This is a genomic window from Gluconacetobacter azotocaptans (genome assembly GCF_014174355.1).
Classification (GTDB): domain Bacteria; phylum Pseudomonadota; class Alphaproteobacteria; order Acetobacterales; family Acetobacteraceae; genus Gluconacetobacter; species Gluconacetobacter azotocaptans.
Genome location: NZ_JABEQF010000011.1, coordinates 80,631 through 101,774, shown reverse-complemented (window position 1 = coordinate 101,774; position 21,144 = coordinate 80,631). Strand labels below are relative to the sequence as shown.

20 protein-coding genes and 1 pseudogene are annotated in these 21,144 nt (G+C 68.1%); 13 read left to right on the top strand and 8 right to left on the bottom strand.

Features of this window, described 5'->3' with window-relative positions:
* From HLH34_RS19490 to HLH34_RS13965, 6 genes and pseudogenes are all read left to right on the top strand, one after another.
* Window positions 1–139 (top strand): annotated as a pseudogene (locus HLH34_RS19490) (phosphate ABC transporter ATP-binding protein); the annotation flags it as partial.
* Between the two features lie 17 nt (window positions 140–156).
* Entirely contained in the window at window positions 157–852 is a 696-nt protein-coding gene (gene phoU, locus HLH34_RS13985) for a phosphate signaling complex protein PhoU (protein WP_183120188.1), read from the top strand.
* Window positions 853–884: 32 nt separating this feature from the next.
* Window positions 885–1,607, top strand: a complete 723-nt coding sequence (locus HLH34_RS13980) for a response regulator (RefSeq protein ID WP_183120187.1) — start codon at window positions 885–887, stop codon at window positions 1,605–1,607.
* A gap of 112 nt (window positions 1,608–1,719) precedes the next feature.
* Window positions 1,720–2,985, top strand: a complete 1,266-nt coding sequence (locus HLH34_RS13975) for an ATP-binding protein (protein WP_240161927.1) — start codon at window positions 1,720–1,722, stop codon at window positions 2,983–2,985.
* 78 nt (window positions 2,986–3,063) lie between these two features.
* The gene (gene pstS / locus HLH34_RS13970; RefSeq protein ID WP_183120186.1) at window positions 3,064–4,068 is read left to right on the top strand and encodes a phosphate ABC transporter substrate-binding protein PstS; all 1,005 of its coding nucleotides are present in this window, start codon (window positions 3,064–3,066) and stop codon (window positions 4,066–4,068) included.
* Window positions 4,069–4,530: 462 nt separating this feature from the next.
* Window positions 4,531–6,213 (top strand): OprO/OprP family phosphate-selective porin, encoded by a 1,683-nt coding sequence (locus HLH34_RS13965; RefSeq protein ID WP_373318664.1) that lies wholly within the window; start codon window positions 4,531–4,533, stop codon window positions 6,211–6,213.
* Between the two features lie 114 nt (window positions 6,214–6,327).
* Here HLH34_RS13965 and HLH34_RS13960 read toward each other — a convergent pair whose 3' ends face one another.
* Genes HLH34_RS13960 through HLH34_RS13950 form a run of 3 tightly spaced genes read right to left on the bottom strand, consistent with a single transcriptional unit; the run spans window position 6,328 to window position 9,567 of the window.
* On the bottom strand, window positions 6,328–7,053 hold the full coding sequence (locus HLH34_RS13960; protein ID WP_183120201.1) for an amino acid ABC transporter ATP-binding protein: 726 nt from the start codon (window positions 7,051–7,053) through the stop codon (window positions 6,328–6,330).
* 10 nt (window positions 7,054–7,063) lie between these two features.
* On the bottom strand, window positions 7,064–8,605 hold the full coding sequence (locus tag HLH34_RS13955) for an ABC transporter substrate-binding protein/permease (RefSeq protein ID WP_183120184.1): 1,542 nt from the start codon (window positions 8,603–8,605) through the stop codon (window positions 7,064–7,066).
* An 8-nt stretch (window positions 8,606–8,613) separates the two neighbouring features.
* Entirely contained in the window at window positions 8,614–9,567 is a 954-nt protein-coding gene (locus tag HLH34_RS13950; protein ID WP_183120183.1) for a LysR family transcriptional regulator, read from the bottom strand.
* Between the two features lie 222 nt (window positions 9,568–9,789).
* On the opposite strand from HLH34_RS13950, the gene HLH34_RS13945 reads away from it, so the two are divergent.
* From HLH34_RS13945 to HLH34_RS13935, 3 genes are all read left to right on the top strand, one after another.
* The gene (locus tag HLH34_RS13945) at window positions 9,790–10,638 is read left to right on the top strand and encodes a sugar phosphate isomerase/epimerase family protein (protein WP_183120182.1); all 849 of its coding nucleotides are present in this window, start codon (window positions 9,790–9,792) and stop codon (window positions 10,636–10,638) included.
* Window positions 10,639–10,656: 18 nt separating this feature from the next.
* Entirely contained in the window at window positions 10,657–11,685 is a 1,029-nt protein-coding gene (locus HLH34_RS13940) for an isopenicillin N synthase family dioxygenase (protein WP_183120181.1), read from the top strand.
* 101 nt (window positions 11,686–11,786) lie between these two features.
* The gene (locus HLH34_RS13935; protein WP_183120180.1) at window positions 11,787–12,551 is read left to right on the top strand and encodes a class II aldolase/adducin family protein; all 765 of its coding nucleotides are present in this window, start codon (window positions 11,787–11,789) and stop codon (window positions 12,549–12,551) included.
* Here HLH34_RS13935 and HLH34_RS13930 read toward each other — a convergent pair.
* Both HLH34_RS13930 and HLH34_RS13925 read right to left on the bottom strand, forming a co-directional pair.
* On the bottom strand, window positions 12,539–12,988 hold the full coding sequence (locus HLH34_RS13930; protein WP_183120179.1) for an ArsR/SmtB family transcription factor: 450 nt from the start codon (window positions 12,986–12,988) through the stop codon (window positions 12,539–12,541). The genes HLH34_RS13935 and HLH34_RS13930 overlap by 13 nt on opposite strands.
* On the bottom strand, window positions 12,985–13,662 hold the full coding sequence (locus tag HLH34_RS13925) for a peroxiredoxin (protein WP_183120178.1): 678 nt from the start codon (window positions 13,660–13,662) through the stop codon (window positions 12,985–12,987). The genes HLH34_RS13930 and HLH34_RS13925 overlap by 4 nt, the downstream gene beginning before the upstream one ends.
* A gap of 109 nt (window positions 13,663–13,771) precedes the next feature.
* Between HLH34_RS13925 and HLH34_RS13920 the strand changes: the two genes are divergently transcribed.
* From HLH34_RS13920 to HLH34_RS13910, 3 genes are all read left to right on the top strand, one after another.
* Window positions 13,772–14,698 carry an MBL fold metallo-hydrolase gene (locus tag HLH34_RS13920; protein ID WP_183120177.1) on the top strand — a complete coding sequence of 309 codons (927 nt, stop codon included), beginning with the start codon at window positions 13,772–13,774 and terminating at the stop codon, window positions 14,696–14,698.
* 111 nt (window positions 14,699–14,809) lie between these two features.
* The gene (locus tag HLH34_RS13915) at window positions 14,810–15,595 is read left to right on the top strand and encodes a sulfite exporter TauE/SafE family protein (protein WP_183120176.1); all 786 of its coding nucleotides are present in this window, start codon (window positions 14,810–14,812) and stop codon (window positions 15,593–15,595) included.
* 143 nt (window positions 15,596–15,738) lie between these two features.
* Window positions 15,739–16,338: a nitroreductase family protein gene (locus tag HLH34_RS13910; protein ID WP_183120175.1), complete on the top strand. Its 600-nt coding sequence runs from the start codon at window positions 15,739–15,741 to the stop codon at window positions 16,336–16,338.
* Window positions 16,339–16,346: 8 nt separating this feature from the next.
* Here the strand turns inward: HLH34_RS13910 and HLH34_RS13905 are convergent, their stop codons facing one another.
* Both HLH34_RS13905 and HLH34_RS13900 read right to left on the bottom strand, forming a co-directional pair.
* Entirely contained in the window at window positions 16,347–16,823 is a 477-nt protein-coding gene (locus HLH34_RS13905; protein WP_183120174.1) for a CBS domain-containing protein, read from the bottom strand.
* A gap of 133 nt (window positions 16,824–16,956) precedes the next feature.
* A complete protein-coding gene (locus HLH34_RS13900) occupies window positions 16,957–17,889 on the bottom strand; it encodes an MBL fold metallo-hydrolase (protein WP_264784366.1) in 933 nt (310 codons plus the stop codon).
* A 249-nt stretch (window positions 17,890–18,138) separates the two neighbouring features.
* Here HLH34_RS13900 and HLH34_RS13895 point away from each other — a divergent pair, with 249 nt between their 5' ends.
* Window positions 18,139–20,610 (top strand): TonB-dependent receptor, encoded by a 2,472-nt coding sequence (locus HLH34_RS13895; protein ID WP_183120172.1) that lies wholly within the window; start codon window positions 18,139–18,141, stop codon window positions 20,608–20,610.
* Window positions 20,611–20,702: 92 nt separating this feature from the next.
* Here the strand turns inward: HLH34_RS13895 and HLH34_RS13890 are convergent, their stop codons facing one another.
* Window positions 20,703–21,098 (bottom strand): DUF3224 domain-containing protein, encoded by a 396-nt coding sequence (locus tag HLH34_RS13890; protein ID WP_183120171.1) that lies wholly within the window; start codon window positions 21,096–21,098, stop codon window positions 20,703–20,705.
* Window positions 21,099–21,144 lie beyond the last annotated feature (46 nt).

Below are 21,144 nucleotides of genomic sequence, written 5' to 3'. Positions count from 1 at the left end.
GCAGCAGGCGGCGCGCTGCGCCGACCGGGTGGCGTTCTTCTACCTGGGCGAACTGGTCGAGGTCGACAGCGCGGACCGGATGTTCACCGCCCCGCGCGAACGCCGCACCCAAGATTACATCACCGGCCGCTTCGGCTGAAAGAGGGAGTGGGACCCGTGCCACGCGAACACGCACACACCGTCAGCAGCTACGAACAGGAACTGGACCGGATCCGGGCGATGATGGCGCGGATGGGCGGCATCGTGGAAAACCAGATGGCGCTGGCGATGGCCGCGATCGTTGATCGCGACGAGGACGCGGCGGCCGGGGCCTCGGAATGCGATCCGCAGGTCGATGCGCTGGAGCGCGATGTCGAAGCGCTGGCCATCCGCCTGCTGGCGCTGCGCGCGCCGCTGGCCGGCGACCTGCGCGAAGTCGTCTCGGCGCTGAAGATCACCGGCGACCTGGAACGCATCGGCGATTGCGCGGCCAGCATCGCGCGGCGGTCGCTGCGGCTGGACCCGGCGGACGGCCGGATCTCGCTGGGCGGCCTGCGCAACATGGGCCGCCTGGTGCAGGAAAACCTGCGCCGCGCCATCGACGCGATGGGCCAGCACGACAGCGAGCGCGCGGTCGAGGTGTGGCAGTCGGACACGGTGGTGGACGAGCTGTATACCGCGATGTTCCGCGAACTGGTGACCTACATGATGGAGGACCCGCGTACGATCCGCTCGTGCACGCACCTGCTGTTCATCGCCAAGAACCTGGAGCGCATCGGCGACCACGCGACCAACATCGCCGAACGGGTCTATTACGCCGCCACCGGCGACCTGCTGCCGGTCGTGCGGCCGCGCGGCGGGGCGGTGGTGTGACGGGGGTGCGGGGCGAGGGGATATCAGACGGGATGACGGACGCCCATGAGGCCCGGGACGGTACGGCGCGCAAGCCCTACCTCCTGGTGGTCGAGGACGACGAGGCGCTGCTGATGATGCTGCGCTACAATCTGGAAAAGCTGGGATACGAGGTCGGCGTGGCCGAGGACGGGCCATCGGCCCTGGCGCATGTCGCCATGCGCCGCCCCGACCTGGTGCTGCTGGACTGGATGCTGCCCAGCCTGTCGGGGCTGGATGTCTGCCGTCGCCTGCGCGAGCAGGAGGCGATGCGGACGCTGCCGATCATCATGCTGACCGCCCGCGCGGGCGAGGCCGACAATATTCGCGGCCTGGACATCGGCGCCGACGATTACGTGGTCAAGCCGTGCAGCATCGAGGCGCTCCAGGCCCGCATCCGCGCCCTGCTGCGCCGCGCGCCGCCCGAGGGCCACACGCTGCGCTTCGCCGACGTGACGCTGGACACCGTGGCCCACCGGGCGGAACGCAACGGACGCACGCTGACGCTGGGGCCGACGGAATACCGGATCCTGGAATTCTTCCTGCGCCACCCCCGGCAGGTCTTCTCGCGCGAGGATCTGTTGCAGCGGGTGTGGGAACGCGGCGTGCATGTCGAACTGCGGACGGTGGATGTGCATATCCGCCGCCTGCGCCTGACCCTGAACGGACCGGGCGAGGCCGACATCGTCCGCACCGTCCGGGCGGCGGGCTACGCGCTGGACGACCCCAGATCCTGAAGCGCCGCAGGAGAGGCGGAAGCCCACCAGGGCCCCCGAGCCCCTGGACCCCGGCAATGGATAAAACGACCGGGTTTCCAAGGGGCGAGGCGGATCGGACGACAGGCAGGGCATGAGCATGGCCGGATTCGGGTCCGAGAACATTCTGGCGGGGGCGGCGCTGCTGGCGGCGGCGACGATGGCCTGGCGCGTCCTGGGCGCGCGCATCGGCCGGCGCGCCGATGCCGTGCCCAGGGCCGATATCGACCCCGTTCGCGCCGCCCCGCCGTCGGCGGACGCCCTGGCGCGGATGATCGAGACGCTGGACCTGGTGCCGGCGGCCATCCTGGTGCTGGATGCCGGCGGGCGCATCCTGCATGCCGGGCCGGGCGCATGGGAACTGTTCGGCGACAGCCTGGGCGCGATCGTCCGTCACCCGGCGGCGCAATCGGTGCTGCTGCGCCTGCGCGACGGCGATCGGGGCGAGGTCGACATGCTGCTGGACGTGCCGGTGCGCCGCGCGGTGCGCGGGCAGTTCCGCCGTGTGCGCCTGGCGCATGGCGAATCGGTGGTGCTGGCGACCCTGCTGGACTGGAGCGAGCAGGACGCGGTGGAACGCATGCGTACCGATTTCGTCGCCTATGCCAGCCACGAACTGCGCACCCCGCTGGCCGCGCTGATGGGCTTCATCGAGACGCTGCGCGGCCCCGCCGCCGACGACCCGCAGGCCCAGCAGCGCTTCCTGGGCGTCATGGCCGCGCAGGCGGCGCGGATGCAGCGCCTGCTGGACCGTCTGCTGATGCTGTCGCGCGTGCAGATGAGCGAGCATCGCAAGCCGCGCGGGCAGGTGGACCCGGCCGAGACGATCGCGCGCGTCCGCGACGAGACCGCGCCGCTGCTGGCGGGTGGGCCGGCCACGCTGCATGTCGATGCGCCGGGCGGGCTGCCGGCCTTTCCGGGCGACGCGGACCAGGTCGTGCAGGTGCTGCTCAACCTGATAGAGAACGCCATCAAGTACGGCTCCGGCGCCGATGACCGTGCGGTGCGGATCGGCCTGCGCGTGCGCGCCACCGCCCCCGGCGAGGGCGGCGCCGCCCGGCCGGGGATCGCCTTCACCGTCACCGATAACGGGCCGGGGATCGAGGCCCGCCACCTGCCGCGCCTGACCGAACGATTCTATCGCGTCGAGGGCACCGCCGCGCGCCGCACCGGCACCGGGCTGGGGCTGGCCATCGTCAAGCACATCATCGACCGTCATCTCGGGCGGCTGACGATCGACAGTGTGGTGGGGCGCGGGACGTCCTTCACCGTCTGGTTTCCGCTGGGTGACGGTTTGTCATTGAACCGTCATGAAACTGTCATGGACACATCACGCCCTCAGCCGGCCGATCCGGGCTAGGACGGGGCCGGGCCTGGGGGATGCCATGCGTGCGCGCCCGGGCCGGATTTTCATATTCGTCCAGGGATCGGAAACCCGATGCGTCGTCCTGTTACAGTGTTTGCCGCCGTCCTGCTGGCAGCCAGCCCCGCCGCCCTCTCCGCCGCGCATGCGGCCGGCATCACGGGCGCCGGCTCCAGCTTCGCCGCCCCGATCTACGAGGCGTGGGGCGCCGCCGGCCGCAGCGCCAGCGGCATCGCCGTGAATTACCAGAGCGTCGGCTCCAGCGCCGGACAGAACCAGATCCTGGCCGGCACGGTCGATTTCGGCGCATCCGACGCCCCGATGGACCCCGCCAAGCTGGAAAAGGGCGCGCTGTTCCAGTTCCCGACGGTCATGGGCGGCATCGTGCCGGTCGTGAACATCCCCGGCGTCGCCCCGGGCAAGCTGCGCCTGACGGGCGAGGTCCTGGCCGGGATCTATGCCGGCGACATCGCGTCGTGGAACGATCCGAAGATCACCGCCCTGAACCCGGGCGTCGCCCTGCCGGACCTGCCGATCGCCACCGTGCATCGCGCCGACGGGTCGGGCACGACGTTCGTGTTCACCTCCTACCTCGCCGGCGCGTCGCAGGCCTGGCATGACGGCGCGGGCGCCGGCAGCTCCATCTCGTGGCCCGGCGGCGTGGGCGCGCGCGGCAACGACGGCGTCGCCGCGTCGGTGCGCAACACCGAAGGCGGGATCGGCTATGTCGAATACGCCTACGCCAGCCGCAACCACATGACGACGGTGCAGCTGAAGGACAAGGCCGGCGACTTCGTGACCGCCAACCTCGACAGCTTCTCGCGCGCCGCCGCCGCCGCCGACTGGAAGGGCGCTTCCAACTTCGCGGTCGACCTGCTGGACACGGCGGGCAAGGGCGCGTGGCCGATCGTTTCGGCCACCTATGTGCTGGTGCCCAAGCAGCCGAAGGACGCCGCCCAGGGCGCCGCCGTTCGTAAATTCTTCGGCTGGGCCTTCGATCATGGCGACGGCATCGCCCGCGGCCTGGATTATGTCGTCCTGCCGGCCTCGGTGAAGACGTCGATCCGCGCGGCCTGGTAATCGGCCGCGACACGACACGGAACGGAACGGGGGCCTTCGGGCTCCCGTTTTTTTTGTGGGAAGCCCGGTCGGGCGCTGCCCTGACCTTGCCCCCGGCAAGGGTCTCGGCCCTTGCATTCCATTCGTTTCATAAAGCGCCGGCTTTCCAACGGATGTTGCCCTTTGGTGGGTCAAGGGCGACGCCCTTGTCTTCGCACCAATCGGCCTGATGCCCCGCAAGATGGATTCACATGAGCGCCATGGGGCGCTGCCCTGAAGCCCCACAGGCCGCAGACCTTTGAAAACCAATCAGTTTATCTCTGATCGGGTCCGGGGCCCTCAGGCCCCGGCAAAGCCCGACCTTTTATTGCCGGACGTGTCATTGATTTCACGCTGTCATCAAACAGTCATAAAACTGTGGCGGAATCATAACACGCAGATCACATCAGGTAGGTTACGTAGCCGTCATCTTTCTTCCCTGGAATGGATGAGATGCAGCTTCGATCCACACTATCCGTCCTGTTTTGCACGACCGCGCTTCTGGGTTCCACGTTCACCATTCACCATGCCTCCGCGGCCGGTGCGCGGGACCCGCAGCTTGAAGAGCTGCGCCGTGAAATGCAGGAGATGCGGGGCCAGATCAAAATTCTGAAGGCCCGTCTGGGTGAACCCGAAACCCATGCCGGCGAGGCCCGCCGCGCGCGTGTCGCCGAGGCGGCCCGCCGGGCCCAGATTTCCCCCGGCATGGCGCGTGACATCCATATCGGCGACGCGGTGACCCCCGGCTCCGGCCTGGGCAAGGGCCTGTCGGGCGTCGGCACGCCCCCGCCCGATCGTGGTATTGTGTCGTCCTGGCTGGAATTCCAGGCCGCGAACACCAAGGAAGAAAGCGTGCATGTCGGTGGCGTGCGCATCGGCTTCCCGGGTGGCCGCCCGACCTTCTCGACCGACGACGGCGCCTATGCGTTCTCGGTCGGCCTGGCTTTCCACGAGGATTTCGGCGGCTTCTTCGGCCAGGGCGCGCCGCGCGGCAACGAGACGGGCAGGCCCCCGGGCTTTACCGAGAACACGCGCCGCATGCGTCTGTTCTTCTCGTGGCGCTACAAGGACTGGGTGGCCAACGTGACGCCGGATTTCGGCGGCTCCAACGAAATGGCCGCTGGCGGCAGCGCCACGGCCCAGTACCTGTATGAAGCCAACCTGAACTATGCCGGCTTCAAGAACACGGTGCTGACGGTCGGTTACTTCCAGCCGCGCGTCACGGAAGAAGATTCCGAAAGCTCGAACGACTTCATGATGATGGAACGTCCGGGCATCACCGACGTGGTCCGCAAGATCGCGGCGGGCGACGCCCGCTTCAGCATCGGCGGCATGCATTATGACAAGCGTTGGTGGATCGGGGCCTATTTCACCGGCCAGTCCTACGGTGCGCGCGCGGCGAACAGTGCGACGATCAACAGCCAGACCGGCGGCACGTTCCGCTTTGCGGGCCGCCCGATCGTGACCAAGAATATCGATGTCCATATGGGCGTGTCGGCCATCAGCGCCTTCCACCCCACGCTGGTCGGCACCGCCGGTACCAACAGCGGCGCCTATAATTACGGGACGCTGAGCGAGACGCCGGAACTGAACTTCGGCGCCAACGGCGTCGCGGCCACGCTCAACAACGTCTCCGACATCTGGGCCGCCGGTCCGGAACTTGGCGTCCGCTACAAGGATTTCCTGATCAAGTCGGAATACTATCATATCGGCGTCGATCGTTCGCACAGCACCCCCGGCACCTATCTGCCGAGCTATAATTTCCAGGGTTACTATGTGGCCGCCAACTACACGCTGTTCGGCCAGGGCCGCCGCTACAACATCAAGGAAGGCGCATTCAGCGCGCCGGGCGTGCTCAACGAGTTCAATCCGGCGGCCGGCTACTGGGGCGCGCTGGAACTCTCGGGCCGCTGGAGCGTGACCGACCTGAACGACAAGGGCGCGGGCACGACCGGCATGGGCGGTCGCGAGACGATCTGGTCGGGTGGCCTGAACTGGTATCTCAACCGCCATTTCCGCGTGATGGTGGATTACAACCGCATCCTGCTCAGCCACAGCCCCACCTCGTGGGCCACGCATGGCCGCGACCTCAACTCGTTCGCCGCGCGTATCCAGGCGGCGTTCTGACGAAACGGCACCGGCCCTTCCCTGCGGAAGGGCCAATACGGAAAGGCCCCGCCATATGTGCGGGGCCTTTTTCGTTTGACGGGGCGTGCGGGGCGCGGTTGTCCGCGCGACCGGTCAGTAGCGGATCATCTGGCTGAGGAAGTCGCGCGCGCGGTCGGTCCGGGGTCGGGTGAAGAATTCCTCGGGCGGTGCCGATTCCAGGATACGGCCCTGATCCATGAAGATGATCCGGTCGGCGATGCGCCGGGCAAAGCCCATTTCATGCGTCACGCACAGTGTCGTCATGCCGTCGGCCGACAGGCTGGCCATGATGTCGGCGACCCCCGACACGGCCTCGGGGTCCAGGGCGGCGGTGGGTTCGTCGAACAGCATCACCGACGGCTGCATGCACAGCGCGCGGGCGATGGCCACGCGCTGCTGCTGGCCGCCCGACAGCTGGATCGGATATTTGCGGGCCTGGTCGGCGATGTTCACCCGCTGCAGGAAATTCATCGCCAGGTCCTCGGCCGCCTCGCGCCCCGCCTTCTTCACCACCCTGGGGGGCAGCGCGCAGTTTTCCAGCACGCTCAGGTGCGGGAACAGGTTGTAGTTCTGGAACACCATGCCGACCATGCAGCGCAGGCGCGTCAGTTCGGTCGTCTGGTCGATCCGTTCGCCGTCGATCACGATCTCGCCGGCATCATGGGGTTCGATCCGGTTGAAGCAGCGGATCAGTGTCGATTTGCCCGACCCCGACGGCCCCAGGATCACGATCTTCTCGCCACGCGCCACGGTAAAGGACACGTTCCGCAGGACCGCGAAATCGCCATAGGATTTCTGCAGGTTGCGCACTTCGATCATCGGGTCGGCGTCAGGCTGCGGCATGGCTGGTGGCCTTCAGGCGGTCGGCCCAGGCAAAGCGCCGTTCGATGCGCTTCTGGACCCAGAGGAAGAAGAACACGATCAGCAGGTAGTAGATCAGCGCCGCCGCGTAATATTCGGTAAATTCGAAGGTGCGCGCCACGTTGATCTGCGTCACCGCCAGCAGTTCCTGCAACGAGATGACCGAGGCCAGCGAGGTCGTCTTGATCAGGCTGATGAATTCGTTGATCGTCGGCGGCAGGGCGATGCGCAGCGCCTGCGGGAAGATGACGTGGCGATAGACCTGCATCCGCGTCATGCCCAGCGCGTCGCCGGCCAGCGCCTGCCCCGGGTCGATCGCCTGCAGCGCCGCCCGGTTGATTTCCACCTGATACGCCGCCTCGTTGATCGACAGCGAGATCCAGGCCGCCAGGAACGGCGTGAACCAGGCTTCGCGGAACACCGGCAGGAATTGCGGCAGGGCGTTCCATACGAACAGAAGCTGCAACAGGGTCGGCGCGGCGCGGAACAGCGCGACATAGGCCCGGATCGCGGATTTCAGCAGCCCGTCGCGCCCGTTCATCACCATCGCCATCGGAATGGCCAGCGCAATGGCGGTCATGTGCGACAGCACCGCCATCGCCAGCGTGATCGCCGCCGCCCGTGCGAAGGCCGGCGAGACCAGGGCCGAGGCGAAGGTTCGCCAGTTGAAGCCCGACGCCGCCTTCGCGGTGCCTTCCTGCGCGCCGCCGCCGGGCACCAGCCGCCAGCGTTGCAGGATCGGCGCCATCTGGCCGCTGTCGTGCAGGGCGGCGATGGCGCCGGCCAGCGCCGCGCGGTCGCGGGCGTCCTTGCGGATATAGATCGCGAAATTGCGGTATTCCGGATAGTCGGGCTGGAAGATGACCGACACCTTGCCGTTCAGCTGCGTCTGGCGGAACGCCAGTTCGACATCCTGGCTGACGAAGGCGAAGGCCCGGCCGATCAGCACCTGCTGCACCACCTGGTCCTCGGTGGGGTATTGCTGGATTTCGATGGCCGGCCGGCCGGCGGCGGCCAGGGCCACGTTTTCCTGCGCGATGCGCGCGGCGTAGCTGGTGCCGGATTCCACCGCCAGCACCTTGCCCGACAGATCGGCCATCGACGTGACGGGCGCGGTGCCGGCCCGCGCCACCACGACCAGCGACGTCGGCTGGTAGGGCACGGCGTCGAACTTCACCTCGCGCGCCGGCTGGCGGACGACACCGCTGATGACCATGCCGCAGCGCCCGGCCTCCAGGCTGGGGAACAGGCCGACGAAATCCATCGAGACGAACGTCACCGGCACATGCCAGTACGTGCCCAGCCGGCGGCTGACGTCGATGTCCACCCCCGCCAGGTCGCTGCTGTCGCTGCCGTTGACGAACGTCATGGGCGGCAGGGTGGGGTTGGTGCAGACCGTCAGCCCGCCGGCGGCGAACGAGGGCGCCTGCGCGCGCGCGCCGGGTGCGGCCAGCAGGCCCAGCAGCATGCAGACGCACAGAAATATCCGGACAAGGGGGGCGCCTGGCATGGATTGTCCTAGCATGTGGAATCCAGGATGGTGCGGAAGGTGTCGGTCATCAGGCCGGTGCCGGCATCCTTCTTCACCACGAAATGCAGCCGGGTGACCAGCGGCGGCAGCCCGTCGCAGGCCAGCCGCCGCACATGCCCGTCGCGCACCAGCGGGGCGGCGAAGGCGTCGGGCAGGAAACCCAGATAGATCCCGGTCATGATCAGCATCGCCCGCGAATCGATGGTCCCGGCGGACGCCGCGAAGGTCAGCCGCCGGCGGATGGCGGCCCAGCCCGGGGCGGTCGCGGCGTCGGACACGTCGATCAGGCGCTGGTCTTCCAGCATGGCCGGCGTCAGCGGGGCATCCCCCCGGTCGAAGAACGGATGGCGTCGCCCGCAATAGAGATGCAGCGTTTCCGAAACCAGGCCCGTCGCCGACAGCGCCGGCTGCGCGCGCGGCATCAGGGTCAGTGCGGCGGTGGCCCGGCCGTCCAGCAGCGCCTGTTCGATATCCGCCACCGGGGCCGAGACCATGTCGATGAAGATGGCGGGGTGGCGCCGCGCGAACAGTTCCAGCGCGCGGACGATGCCGGTTTCGCCATAGGCCAGCAGGTTGTCGATGACATACAGCGTGAACCGCCCGGACAGGATGCCGCCGGCGACGTTCACCCGGTCGCGGAAGCGGTCGATGTCGCGCAGCAGGTCTTCGGTCGCGTCCAGCACCTGCCGGCCCTCGGGCGTCAGGGCGAAGCCGCCGCGCCCCCGGCGGCACAGCCGGATCTGCAGGCGGTTTTCCAGCGACGAGATGTCGATGCTGATCGACGATTTGCTCTTGCCCAGCGCCATTTCGGCCGCCGTGAAGCCGCCGCGCGTCGCCACCGTGCGAAAGACGCGCAGCAATCGCAGATCGACCTCGGCCAGCTGGCCGTGGAATCCGGGTGCGGCGCGGGTCGGGTGGGTGCCGTGCCGGGTCGCGGGCAAACGTGTGTCCTTGCAGTCAGTGGCCGGGGCAAGCCTATCACGACCCCGCGCCGGTGATCCATGGCGGGCTCGGGGCGCCTGCCCGCCCCGGCGATGGCGGAACAGCGCGGATTTTTCGGTCGTTTCCCCGATGTGTAAACTTTACTTTGCGTGTTTCATATTTGATCCGCAACGATGGGGTGATCGAAGGGTAGCCTTGCCAGAAGGGGGCCGGGGGGCGCGATGCGGCTGGACCTGTTTCGCACGCTGTGGGGATACGACCGTCCGTGGAACGAGGCGATCGTCGAACTGCGCGCTGCCGGCTTCGACGGCATCGAGGCCCGGGTGCCCGCCACCCGCGCCGACGCCCAGGCGCTGGGCCGCCTGCTGCGCACCGAGGGCGTGCCCTATATCGCCACCCTGCTGACCGGCCCCGGCGTGCTGCCCGACCAGGCGGCCGGGGTCGATGCGCATCTGGACGACCTGCGGCGCAAGCTGGACCTGGCCTGCCTGCTGGCGCCGCGCTTCGTCAACATCCTGGGCGGCAACGACCGCTGGGGGGTGGCGCGGCAGGTCGATTTCATCGGCCGCGCGCAGGACCTGTGCCGGGCGGCCGGGGTGACGGGCTGTTTCGAAACCCATCGCGCCCGCATCCTGGCCGGCCCGTGGCTGACGCTGGAGGTCATCCGCCAGCACCCCGACGTGCTGCTGACGACCGACATCAGCCACTGGGTCGTGGTCAGCGAACGCCTGCTGGACGACCCGATGGACGATCTGTCGACTTTCGTGGCCCGGGTCCATCACGTCCAGGCCCGCGTCGGCTACGACCAGGGGCCGCAGGTGCCCCACCCCGCCGACCCGGCCCATGCGCGCGACCTGGCGTTCCATCAGGCGCACTGGCGGGACGTGTGGCGCAGCCAGGCCGCGCGCGGCTATCAGGTCACCACCCTGACGCCGGAATTCGGCCCCGACGGCTATCTGCACCGCCAGCCCTTCACCGGTACCCCCGTCGCCGACCTGTGGGGGCTGAATGTCTGGATGGGCCAGGCGCAGCGCGCGCAGTTCGCGCGCTTCCTGGCCGGCGACCGGTAACGAGAAGGATCCCCCCCTATGGCCGCCTCCACCTTCACCAGCCTGCCGGTCGTCGACGTGGCGGGCCTGTTCAGCCCCGACCCGGCCGACCGGCAGGCGGTCGCCGCCGCCCTGGGCGCCGCCGCGCGCGACGTGGGGTTCTTCTACATCGCGGGGCACGGCATCGATCCGGCGCTGATCGACGGGCTGGCCCGCGCGGCGCGCGATTTCTTCGCCCAGCCGTTCGAGAAGAAGATGGAGCACTATATCGGCGCGTCCGCCACGCATAAGGGCTTCGTCCCCGAAGGCGAGGAAATCTACGGCGCGGGCCGCCCCGACCATAAGGAAGCCTTCGACATCGGCTTCGAGGTGCCGGCCGACCATCCGCTGGTGCGGGCCGGCACGCCGTTGCTTGGGCCGAACGACTGGCCCGAGCTGCCGGGGTTCCGCGCGGCCGCGCAGGCCTATTACCAGGCGGTGTTCGCGCTGGGCCGCACCCTGTTTCGCGGCTTCGCCCTGGCGCTGGGCCTGGACGAGCACTATTTCGACGGCCACGCCCAGGCGCCGCCGTCCAAGCTGCGGATGATCCATTACCCGTTCGACGACGATGCGCGGGACGCGCCGGGCATCGGCGCGCATACCGACTACGAATGCTTCACCATCCTGCTGGCCGACCGGCCGGGGCTGGAGGTGCTGAACGGGCAGGGCGACTGGATCGACGCGCCGCCCATCCCCGGCACCTTCGTCGTCAATATCGGCGACATGCTGGAAGTCATGACCGCCGGCGCCTTCGTCGCGACCGCCCACCGCGTCCGCGCTGTGCGCGAGGAACGCTATTCCTTCCCCCTGTTCTATGCCTGCGACTACCATACCCGCATCCGACCGCTGCCGCACTTCGCAGGCGCGGACCAGAGACAGTACGACGCCATCGGCATCGGCGAGCATATGTGGGCGCAGGCCCTGCAGACCTACCGCTATCTCGGCCGGCGGGTAGCCGAAGGCACGCTGGCCCTGCCGGAAGGCGCGCGCCGCCCCTCCAGCTTCGGCCATCTGAAGGCCCCGGAATGAAGACCCGGGGTCCCGGTCCACCCGGCGTGGAATCCGGCCGCCCCATGCTGTAACGTTTGCCTGTCCCCCATCCTTCCCGACACCGCCTTCGGAGTTCCGTCATGGACACCATTCCCACCGGCCTGCCGGCCGGCACCGCCGCCGACGAGCAGGCCCTGCGCGAGGATCTGGCCGCCGCCTATCGCCTGCTGGCCGTCTTCGGCATGACCGACCTGATCTATACTCACCTGTCGGTGCGCCTGCCCGGCGAGGGGCATCGTTTCCTGGTCAATCCCTATGGCCTGCTGTTCGAGGAAATCACGGCCAGCTCGCTGGTCGTCGTCGATGCCGAGGGGCTGCCGACGCAGCCGATCTCCCATCCGGTCAACCCGGCGGGCTTCGTCATCCATTCGGCCGTTCATCGCAGCCGCGCCGACGCGGCGTGCGTGATGCACACCCACACGCTGGCCGGCATGGCCGTCGCGGCGCAGGACGGCGGCATCCTGCCGCTGAACCAGATCAGCCTGGAATTCCACGAGGACGTGGCCTTCCACCCCTACGAGGGCATCGCCGCCGACGACAATCTGAGCGAGCGCGAGCGCCTGGTGCGCGACCTGGGCGCCTGCAATGCGCTGATCCTGCAGAATCACGGCCTGATGACGGTCGGCCGCACGGTGGCCGAGACGTTCTATCGCACCTACTATCTGGAACAGGCCTGCCGCATCCAGATCGCCGCCCAGTCCACCGGGGCGAAGCTGAACGTCCCGTCGCTGGACCGCATCCAGCGGACCCGCAAGCAGTTCGACGAGGAAGAGGACAAGGGCGAACTGGTCTGGAAGGCGCTGCGCCGCAAGCTGGACCGCGAGCAGCCCGATTACGTGACCTGATTTCGTGTCGCGACGATCCTGACGAACCGGGCGGCCGACCCCGCCCCGGCCGGCTGCGGTGCGGCCGCAGGGGCGACGGCGGCCGGGGGCAGGGCATCGGCCGGCGCGGCCAGCGCCGCCAGCGACCGGGCGGGATGCGCGTCGCGGCCGAACAGCGCCAGCACGGCGCGGACCCGCAGCGCGGCGTCGGCATCCGCGATGCGGTACAGCACCTGCCGCGCTGCCCGGCGCACGGCCACCAGCCCGCCCCGCCGCAGTTCGGCCAGTTGCTGGCTCAGCGCCGGCTGGCCGATGCCGGTCCGGGCGTCGATCTCGCCCACCGCCAGTTCGCCGGCCAGCAGCAGGGCCAGGATCATCAGGCGCTGCGGCTGCGCCAGGGCGCGCAGGCGCTCGGCCGTGTCCTCGGCGGCGGCGCGGTCCAGGGGGGCGGACGTCATGCGAGGGGGTCGGGCGCCAGGCGGCAGAACCAGGACGGGCCGGTGGCGGTGACCTCGTCCTCGGTCCGCGCGGCCGGCAGTACGATGTCCGCGCCGGGGGTCCAGCCCTCGGGGGTCAGCGCGTCGCCGCGCGCTGCGCGCTGCAGGGCGGCGACCAGGCGCAGCATCTCGGCCACCGAGCGGCCGACCGACATCGGATAGCAGGTGATGGCGCGGACGATGCCCTCGGGATCGATGAAATAGGTCGCCCGCACCGTGGCGCTGTCCTGGGCCGTCGCATCCAGCATGCCATAGGCACGGCCGACCGCCATCGTCGGGTCCTCGACCACCGGGAAGGGGACGGCGGTGCCGAAACGCGCGCGGATCGCCTCCATCCAGGCCAGATGGGCGTGCAGGCTGTCCACCGACAGGCCCAGCAGCGCGCAGTCCAGCGCCGCGAACCGGTCCGCCGCGCCGGCCAGGGCGACGAATTCGCTGGTGCAGACGGGGGTGAAATCCGCCGGGTGGGAAAAGAAGACCAGCCAGCGCCCGCGATAGTCGCTCAGCCTCACCTCGCCCTGCGTGGTGCGGGCGCAGAAATCGGGCGCGGCATCGCCGATCCGCAGCGGGCGGCCGGCCCGGGCGGATGGGATGTCGGCAGCGGCGTCGGCGTCGAAAATCGTCCTGTCGGTCATCCCGGGGCCTTTTGCATCCCATATGTCTTGACGCAACATGAAGCATAAAATACAGATATTATGAAAGTGCGAAAGTGATATCGCCTTCGCCACCCCGGGGGACCGCCCGATGCCGACCGACCCTGCCCGCGACGCCGCCGCTTCCCAGATCAGCGCAGCCCTGGCTGGCGGCCTCGTGCCGGTCGTCCGCACCTTCTTCGACCCGGCGACTTTCACCGCCACGCATGTGGTCCATGACCCGGCGACCCGCCAGGCCGCGATCATCGACAGTGTCCTGGATTACGACCCGGCATCGGGCCGCACGCGGCACGACTCCGCCGCCTCGGTCCTGGCCTATGTCCGCGCCGAGGGGCTGGAAGTCGCGTGGCAGCTGGAAACCCACGCCCATGCCGACCATCTGTCGGCGGCGCCGTGGCTGCAGGGGCAGGTGGGCGGCGCGCTGGCCATCGGGGCGGACATCGTCCATGTGCAGGACGTGTTCGGCAAGATCTTCAACGCCGGCACCGAATTCGCCCGTGACGGGTCGCAGTTCGACCGGCTGTTCCGCGACGGCGAACGCTTCCGGCTGGGGTCGATCGACGCCATCGCCCTGCATGTGCCCGGGCATACGCCCGCCGACATGGCCTTCGTCATCGGTGACGCGGCCTTTATCGGCGATACCCTGTTCATGCCCGATTACGGCACCGCGCGGACCGATTTCCCCGGCGGCGACGCGGGAATGCTCTATCGCTCGATCCGCCGCCTGCTGTCGCTGCCTGGTGAAACGCGGCTGTTCCTCTGTCACGATTACGGCGCGCCGGGACGCGACCATTTCGTCTGGGAAACCACCGTCGCGGCCGAACGCCAGGGCAATATCCATGTCCATGACGGCGTGACCCAGGACGATTTCGTCGCCATGCGCACCGCGCGCGACGCGACGCTGGACCTGCCCCGGCTGATCATGCCCTCGGTGCAGGTGAACATGCGCGGCGGCCACCTGCCCGACCCGGAATCCAACGGCACCCGCTATATCAAGATCCCGCTGGACACGCTGTAGGCGACTGGACGAAGACCCCGCATCGCATGATCGTACGCCTTTCCCGCGTGTCCGGCGCTGATATCGCGACTGCCGGCCCGGCCTCCGGCCGGCCTGGCCGGGGCTAGGACGATGGACCCTCTTCAGGCCGCGCTCGGCGTCCTGTCCGGCGTGCTGGTCGGCTTCACGCTGGGGCTGGTCGGCGGGGGCGGGTCCATCCTGGCAGTACCGCTGATGGTCTATCTGGTGGGGGTGCGCAACCCGCATGTCGCCATCGGCACCAGCGCCGCCGCCGTCGCGGTCAATGCGCTGGCGGGCCTGGCCGGCCATGCGCGGTCGCATACCGTCAAATGGCGTTGTGCCGGGGTGTTCGCGGCGGCGGGCATCCTGGGGGCGCTGGCGGGCGCGCATGCGGGCAAGGCGGTGGGCGGCCAGCGGCTGCTGCTGTGCTTCGCGGTGCTGATGGTCGTCGTGGGGCTGCTGATGCTGCGTGGCCGCAACGGGGCGGGCGACCCCGACGTCACCTGCACGCGCGGCAATATCGGGCGCATCGCCGGGACGGGGCTGATGACCGGCGTGCTGTCCGGCTTCTTCGGCATCGGCGGGGGGTTCCTGATCGTCCCCGGCCTGATGGCCTCGACCGGCATGCCGATCCTGAACGCGGTGGGCACGTCGCTGGTGGCGGTGGCGGTCTTCGGCCTCAGTACCGCCGCCAGCTATGCCGCCTCGGGCCTGGTGGACTGGCCGCTGGCGGGCCTGTTCGTCATGGGCGGCGTCGCCGGCAGCCTGGCCGGCACGCGCGCGGCCCGCGGGCTGGCGACATCGCGCGGGACGCTGGCGCGGGTGTTCGCCGGACTCATCTTCGCCGTCGCCTGCTACATGATCTGGCGGGGGCTGGCGATCCTGTCATGGGGGTGAAGGAAAGTCGGGCGCTGCCCGAACCCGGCAAGGGCCCGGGCCCTTGCATCCCATCCGCACCCGAGGCGTGAACGTCGGGTCTTCGTTGGGACGCCGATCCGGTTTATGCTGAATGTCCCTCTGGCCAGAATGGTGCCTTGCCCATGACCACCGCCCCCTCCCGCACGTCCGCGCATCCGGTCGACCGCCTCTTTCTCGACCGCTGGTCGCCGCGCGCCTATGACGGCGCGCCGATCGCCGAAGACGTGTTGCTGTCCTTCCTCGAAGCCGGGCGCTGGGCGGCGTCGGCCTATAATTCGCAGCCCTGGCGCTTTGTCTACGCGCGGCGCGGCACGGCGGACTGGGACCGCTTCGTCGGGTACCTGATCCCGTTCAACCAGTCCTGGGCCGGGTCCGCGTCGGCGCTGGTGTTCGTGCTGTCGGGCACGACGATGCTGCCGCCGGGCAAGATCGAGCCCGTGCCGGCCCTGACGCACGCCTTCGATGCCGGCGCGGCGGCGGCGCAGATCATGCTGCAGGCGACATCGGCCGGATGGGCCGCCCATGCCATGAGCGGCATCGATCACGACGCCATCCGCACGGGCCTGGGCGTGCCGGACGACCACGCGATCCACGCCGCCATCGCCATCGGCCGCCAGGCCGCGCCCGAGATCCTGCCCGAGGGCCTGCGCGGGCGCGAAGCACCGTCCAGCCGGCTGCCGCTGTCCGACATCGCCTTTCCCGGCCGTTTCGCCGGGGGCTGAGGCGGCCGTCAGGGCGCGAACGGGTGGGGTGCGACCGAGGCGTGGCTGTCCTGCATGATGTAGGACTGCATTTCCCGCGCCAGAAGCTCGGCCTCCTCCAGCCGCAGCTTCACGATGTCGCCGATGCTGACCAGCCCCACCAGCTGTCCGGCGCCGTCCTGGATCGGAACGTGGCGGCTATGGCGATGGGTCATCTTGCGCGCGACCGACTGGATGTCCTCGGACCGGGTCGCCGTCGGCACGTCGCGGGTCATGATGTCCGCCGCGCGCAACTGGCCGATATCGGCGCCGCGCGTCGCCAGGGCTTCGACGATGGATCGTTCGGTGACCAGCCCCGCGACGTGTCCGCCATCGACGACGACCGGCACCGCGCCGATTCCGTGCCGGGCCAGCAGATGCGCGATCGCCGTCACCGGTTCGTCCGGCCGGACGGTGATGACGGCCGAACCCTTGCTGTTCAGGATATGCAGGACGGGAATGGCCATGGGACGCTTTCCTCCGTTCGGCCCGCGCTTCGCCGGCGCGGTTCATGTGTGCGTATCGGTGGTAACGGAAGACATGGCGGCCCGGCACGCGGCGGAAACGGCCGCCGCTCTTCATAATCGTGTGACCGTCCGCTCAGTCCAGGGTCAGGCGCAGTCCCTGTTCGGCGATGACGAAGCGCACGTCCCCCAACCCGTCGCGGGCCGCGTCCCGCGCCAGTTCCTGCCGGATGGTGTCCTGCGGCGCGGGGCCGGCGGCCAGGCTGTATTTGACGTGGCCGATCAGCACCGTCAGCCCGCGCAGCGACCTCGGCCCACCTGTCCGGCGCGCCAGGTCGCGCAGCGCGCGCGTCACCCAGGCCGGGGTCATGTGGCCGAACAGCATCCGGTCTGCCCGGGTGTCGTCGTAAGAGGCTTCGATGATGATGGCCTTCAGCCGGTGCGCCGTAACCTCGGGTGCGACCGCCCGCCACAGATCGTCCAGGCGGTGCCCGCCCTCGACGGCGTCGGGCCCGGTATCGCCCAGATACAGGACCGAGGCTCCGTTGGCCGCGACCAGGAAGGCGGTCGATTCGATGCCGCCATGATTCAGCAGCCAGGCGGTGACGGTCATCGCGGTGTCCGGCACCTGCTCCATCCGACCCGGCGTCAGCGCGCGATAATGATATTTGCCCAGCGCGGGCGGCGGCCCGGCGTCGCCGAAATTCGGCCAGATGCGCCAGTTGAACAGATGCTGGGACAGGTCGCGCAGGGTGGCGGGCAGGGCATAGAGCGGCTTGGCGCTGTCATCGGGTGACGCGACGACCAGGCCCGCGACATGGTCCAGATGCGCGTGGCTGATCAGATAGGCGCGGATCGTGTGGGTCAGCACATAGCCCGCGCGGGTCAGGCCACTGCCGGGCGGCACGGCAATATCATCCAGCGCACCGGCCCGCTCGGCCGCCACCAGCCCGGCCGTCGCGGTTCCGGCATCGCACAGCACCGCCCGGTCGTCACCCGCCGGCCGGATCATGTAGGCGCTGAGGTTGCCGTCCAGTATTCCGCCGCGCGCACCCAGAACCGTAACCACGAATCCGGATCGTGGTGTAGCCGCCCGCACAAGGAGAGGACTCGACAGAAATATGAAAGAAATAAGAAAGAAACATGATGCACTTGATTTCATGAGGCCAGTTCTCCGGGACGCAGGTATGATTCTGTTGCATATATGTCATAGGTGCGAAATCGATTTGTCCGGACGGTCAGGTTTTCGTTGAGGAAAATTTAGGTTCTGGGAATACTCGGCCCCACTTCACACATTCATGGGGGGGCCCTTCGGCCAATGTTGTCTCGCACTTGTCTGACCATCCTGCTGGCCAGCACTGCCATAAGCGGATTTGCCGCCACGACTGCCGTGGCGCAGGAGGCGGCGCCCGTATCGTCCTCCGCGTCCGCGACGACGTCGCCGGCCCCCGCCCGTGCCACGACCGCGAAAGGCGGTTCTTCCGATGTGGCGCCCGAGCAGGTCGCGGTGACCGGCCGTAGCGCGCGCACCCGCGCCCCCGGCGGCGGTCTGCTGCGCGTCGAGACCGAGCCCAAGGCCGTCCAGACCATCACCCGCGACTTCATCGCCAAGCAGTCGCCGACGACCAACATCCAGCAGCTTCTGCGCATGCTGCCCAGCGCCAACGTGTCCGACCAGGACCCGTTCGGCCTGACCTCGGGCCAGACCGAAGTCCGCGGCATGGACCAGACCCAGATCGGCTGGCTGCTGGACGGCATGCCGCTGAACGATATCGGCGGTGGCCAGTTCTATTCCAACGAAGTGCTGGAAGCCGAAGACCTGGAATCGGTTTCGTTGCAGCCGGGATCGGTAAATATCGATTCGCCCGTGGTGAACGCCTCGGCCGGTCTGGTGACCGCGACCATGAGCAACCCGACGCATGAGCGCGGCGGCCTGCTGGACATCTCGTTCGGCTCGTTCGACACCCACCGGCAGTTCCTGCGCCTGAATTCGGGTGATATCGGCACCACCGGCCTGCGCGCGATGTTCGCCTTCAGCCACACCGACGGCAATAACTGGCGCGGCCCGGGCCGGATCGAGAAGTTCCATTACGACTTCAAGGCCATCAAGGATTTCGAGAACGGCAGCCATACCGGCATGACCGTGTCGTACAACGACCAGGTGAACGATTTCATCCTGAACCCCAGCCTCGCGCAGTATCGCGCCACGGGGTACAGCACGAATTATGACGCCAACTATGGCGGCATCAAGGACACCAACTACTACAAGCTGCACGTCAATCCGTTCCGTAACGTCATCGTCTCGGCGCCGACGCATATCGTCGTCACGCCCGACCTGTCGATCGACGACACGGTCTATTTCTGGCACGGCATCGGCAACGGCACCGGCGCGTCCGTCCTGACCGAAGGGACGGACACCGGGGGGACGGCGACCGAGGGGATGACCTACATGGGCAACCAGCCCGTGGCCGTCGACCTGAACGGGGATGGCAAGATCACCCCGGGCACGCAGGCCCTCGTCTTCTCGCCGTCCAACCAGGAACAGTTCCGGACTGGCAACACGCTGAAGTTCAACTATCAGATCGGCCGCCATCACACGCTGACGGCCGGCTGGTGGTATGAATATTCCAACCTCGACCAGTATTCGCCGATCGGCATGGTGAACCAGACGACCGGCCAGCCCCTGAACATCTGGGGGACGAAGAACATCTACACCGTGCCGGGCGGCGACCAGTACCGCTCGCGCGACTTCCTGACGCTGACGCAGATCAACATGCTGTTCGTCGGCGACACCATGAAGTATTTCAACGATCGTCTGCGTATCGACCTCGGCTTCAAGGAGGCGATGGTCACCCGCCGCACCTATGATTATACGCCGGGCACCACCTACAATCGCAACCTGCACAATGCCGAGCCGCTGCCGCAGGTCGGGTTGAGCTGGACCTTCAATTCGCATCACCAGATCTATGTCGCCGGGTCCACCAACTTCCGCGTGCCCAGCAACACGTCGCTGGTCGACTATTACAGCACTGCGGGCAAGCAGACCCAGACGGGCGGGTCGTCGGCGCCGGAATATTCGATCTCGGAAGAAATCGGCTATCGCTATAACGGCGACCTGCTGGTCGGCAGCATCTCGTTCTTCAACTACAACTTCACCAACAAGCAGCTCAGCCTCAGCTACTATGACCCGTCGAGCGGCACGAACTACAGCCGCACTGTCAATGCGGGCGGCCAGACCTCGCGCGGCGTGGACGTCCAGCTGGCGACGCGGCCGCTGTGGTTCCATCTGCGCCCCTATGCGACGTTTGAATATCTGAACGCGCGTATCGACAATGACCTGGCGACGACCGGCAGGCTGAACGGGGTGACGATCAACGACGCGCTGCCGACGCGCGGCAAGACGCAGATCCGCAGCCCGAAGGTGCAGGCCGCCCTGGGTCTGGATTACGATGACGGCCGCCTGTTCATCTCGGGCAACGTCAAGTATGTCGACAAGCAGTACGCCACCCTGATGGATGACTCGTACATCCCGCGCTACATCACCGACAGCGTGAACATCGGCTATCGCTTCCCGTCGATCGGCTACCTGAAGGGGCCGCAGATCCAGCTGAACATGCAGAACCTGACGAACGCCAAGTTCCGCAGCGGTATCGGCGGGTTCGCGAACAATCTGAATGCGACCACGGGCGTCCATGGCAGCACGATTTCCGGCTCCAACGGCGTCGGCTCGCCCTACTACTACCTGCAGGCTCCGTTCACCGCGATCGTGACGGCTTCCACCGCCTTCTGATCACGGTATTTCGCCCGTGCGCGGGCAAATGTGCGGCCGGGAAAGCCGGGTGGCATTGCCACCCGGCTTTTTTGTTGGCGGGGGCAGGGCTCCTATGGCGCGGCGGGATCGGGCAGGCTGTAGGTGAACACGTAGCTGTGGTTGGCCGCCGCATCGATCGTCATGCCGCCGCTGATCCCGGCCAGCCCGCCGGTGCCCGAATCCGGGACGACGGTGACCGTCAGTTCGGGCCGGCCCCTGTCCATCAGGCCGTGATGCTGCAGCACGAAGGCGCCCGACCGCCCGTGCAGCGTGCCTGTCACCTGCTCCATCAGCACATACCCGGCCGATCCGGGGATGCCGGTGCGCACCGCCAGCATCTCGCCGGTGGCGGCGCCTTCAAGATGGCCGTGGAACCGTTTCGTGACGGCAAACCTGCCGATGCCGTCCCCGAAGGACGCCTCGGGCTTCATCTCCACATCGAATCTGCCGATCGCTTCGCTGGTCATGAACCGCACCCCAATCATGGATAAACGAATTGGTTTCCAAAGGCCT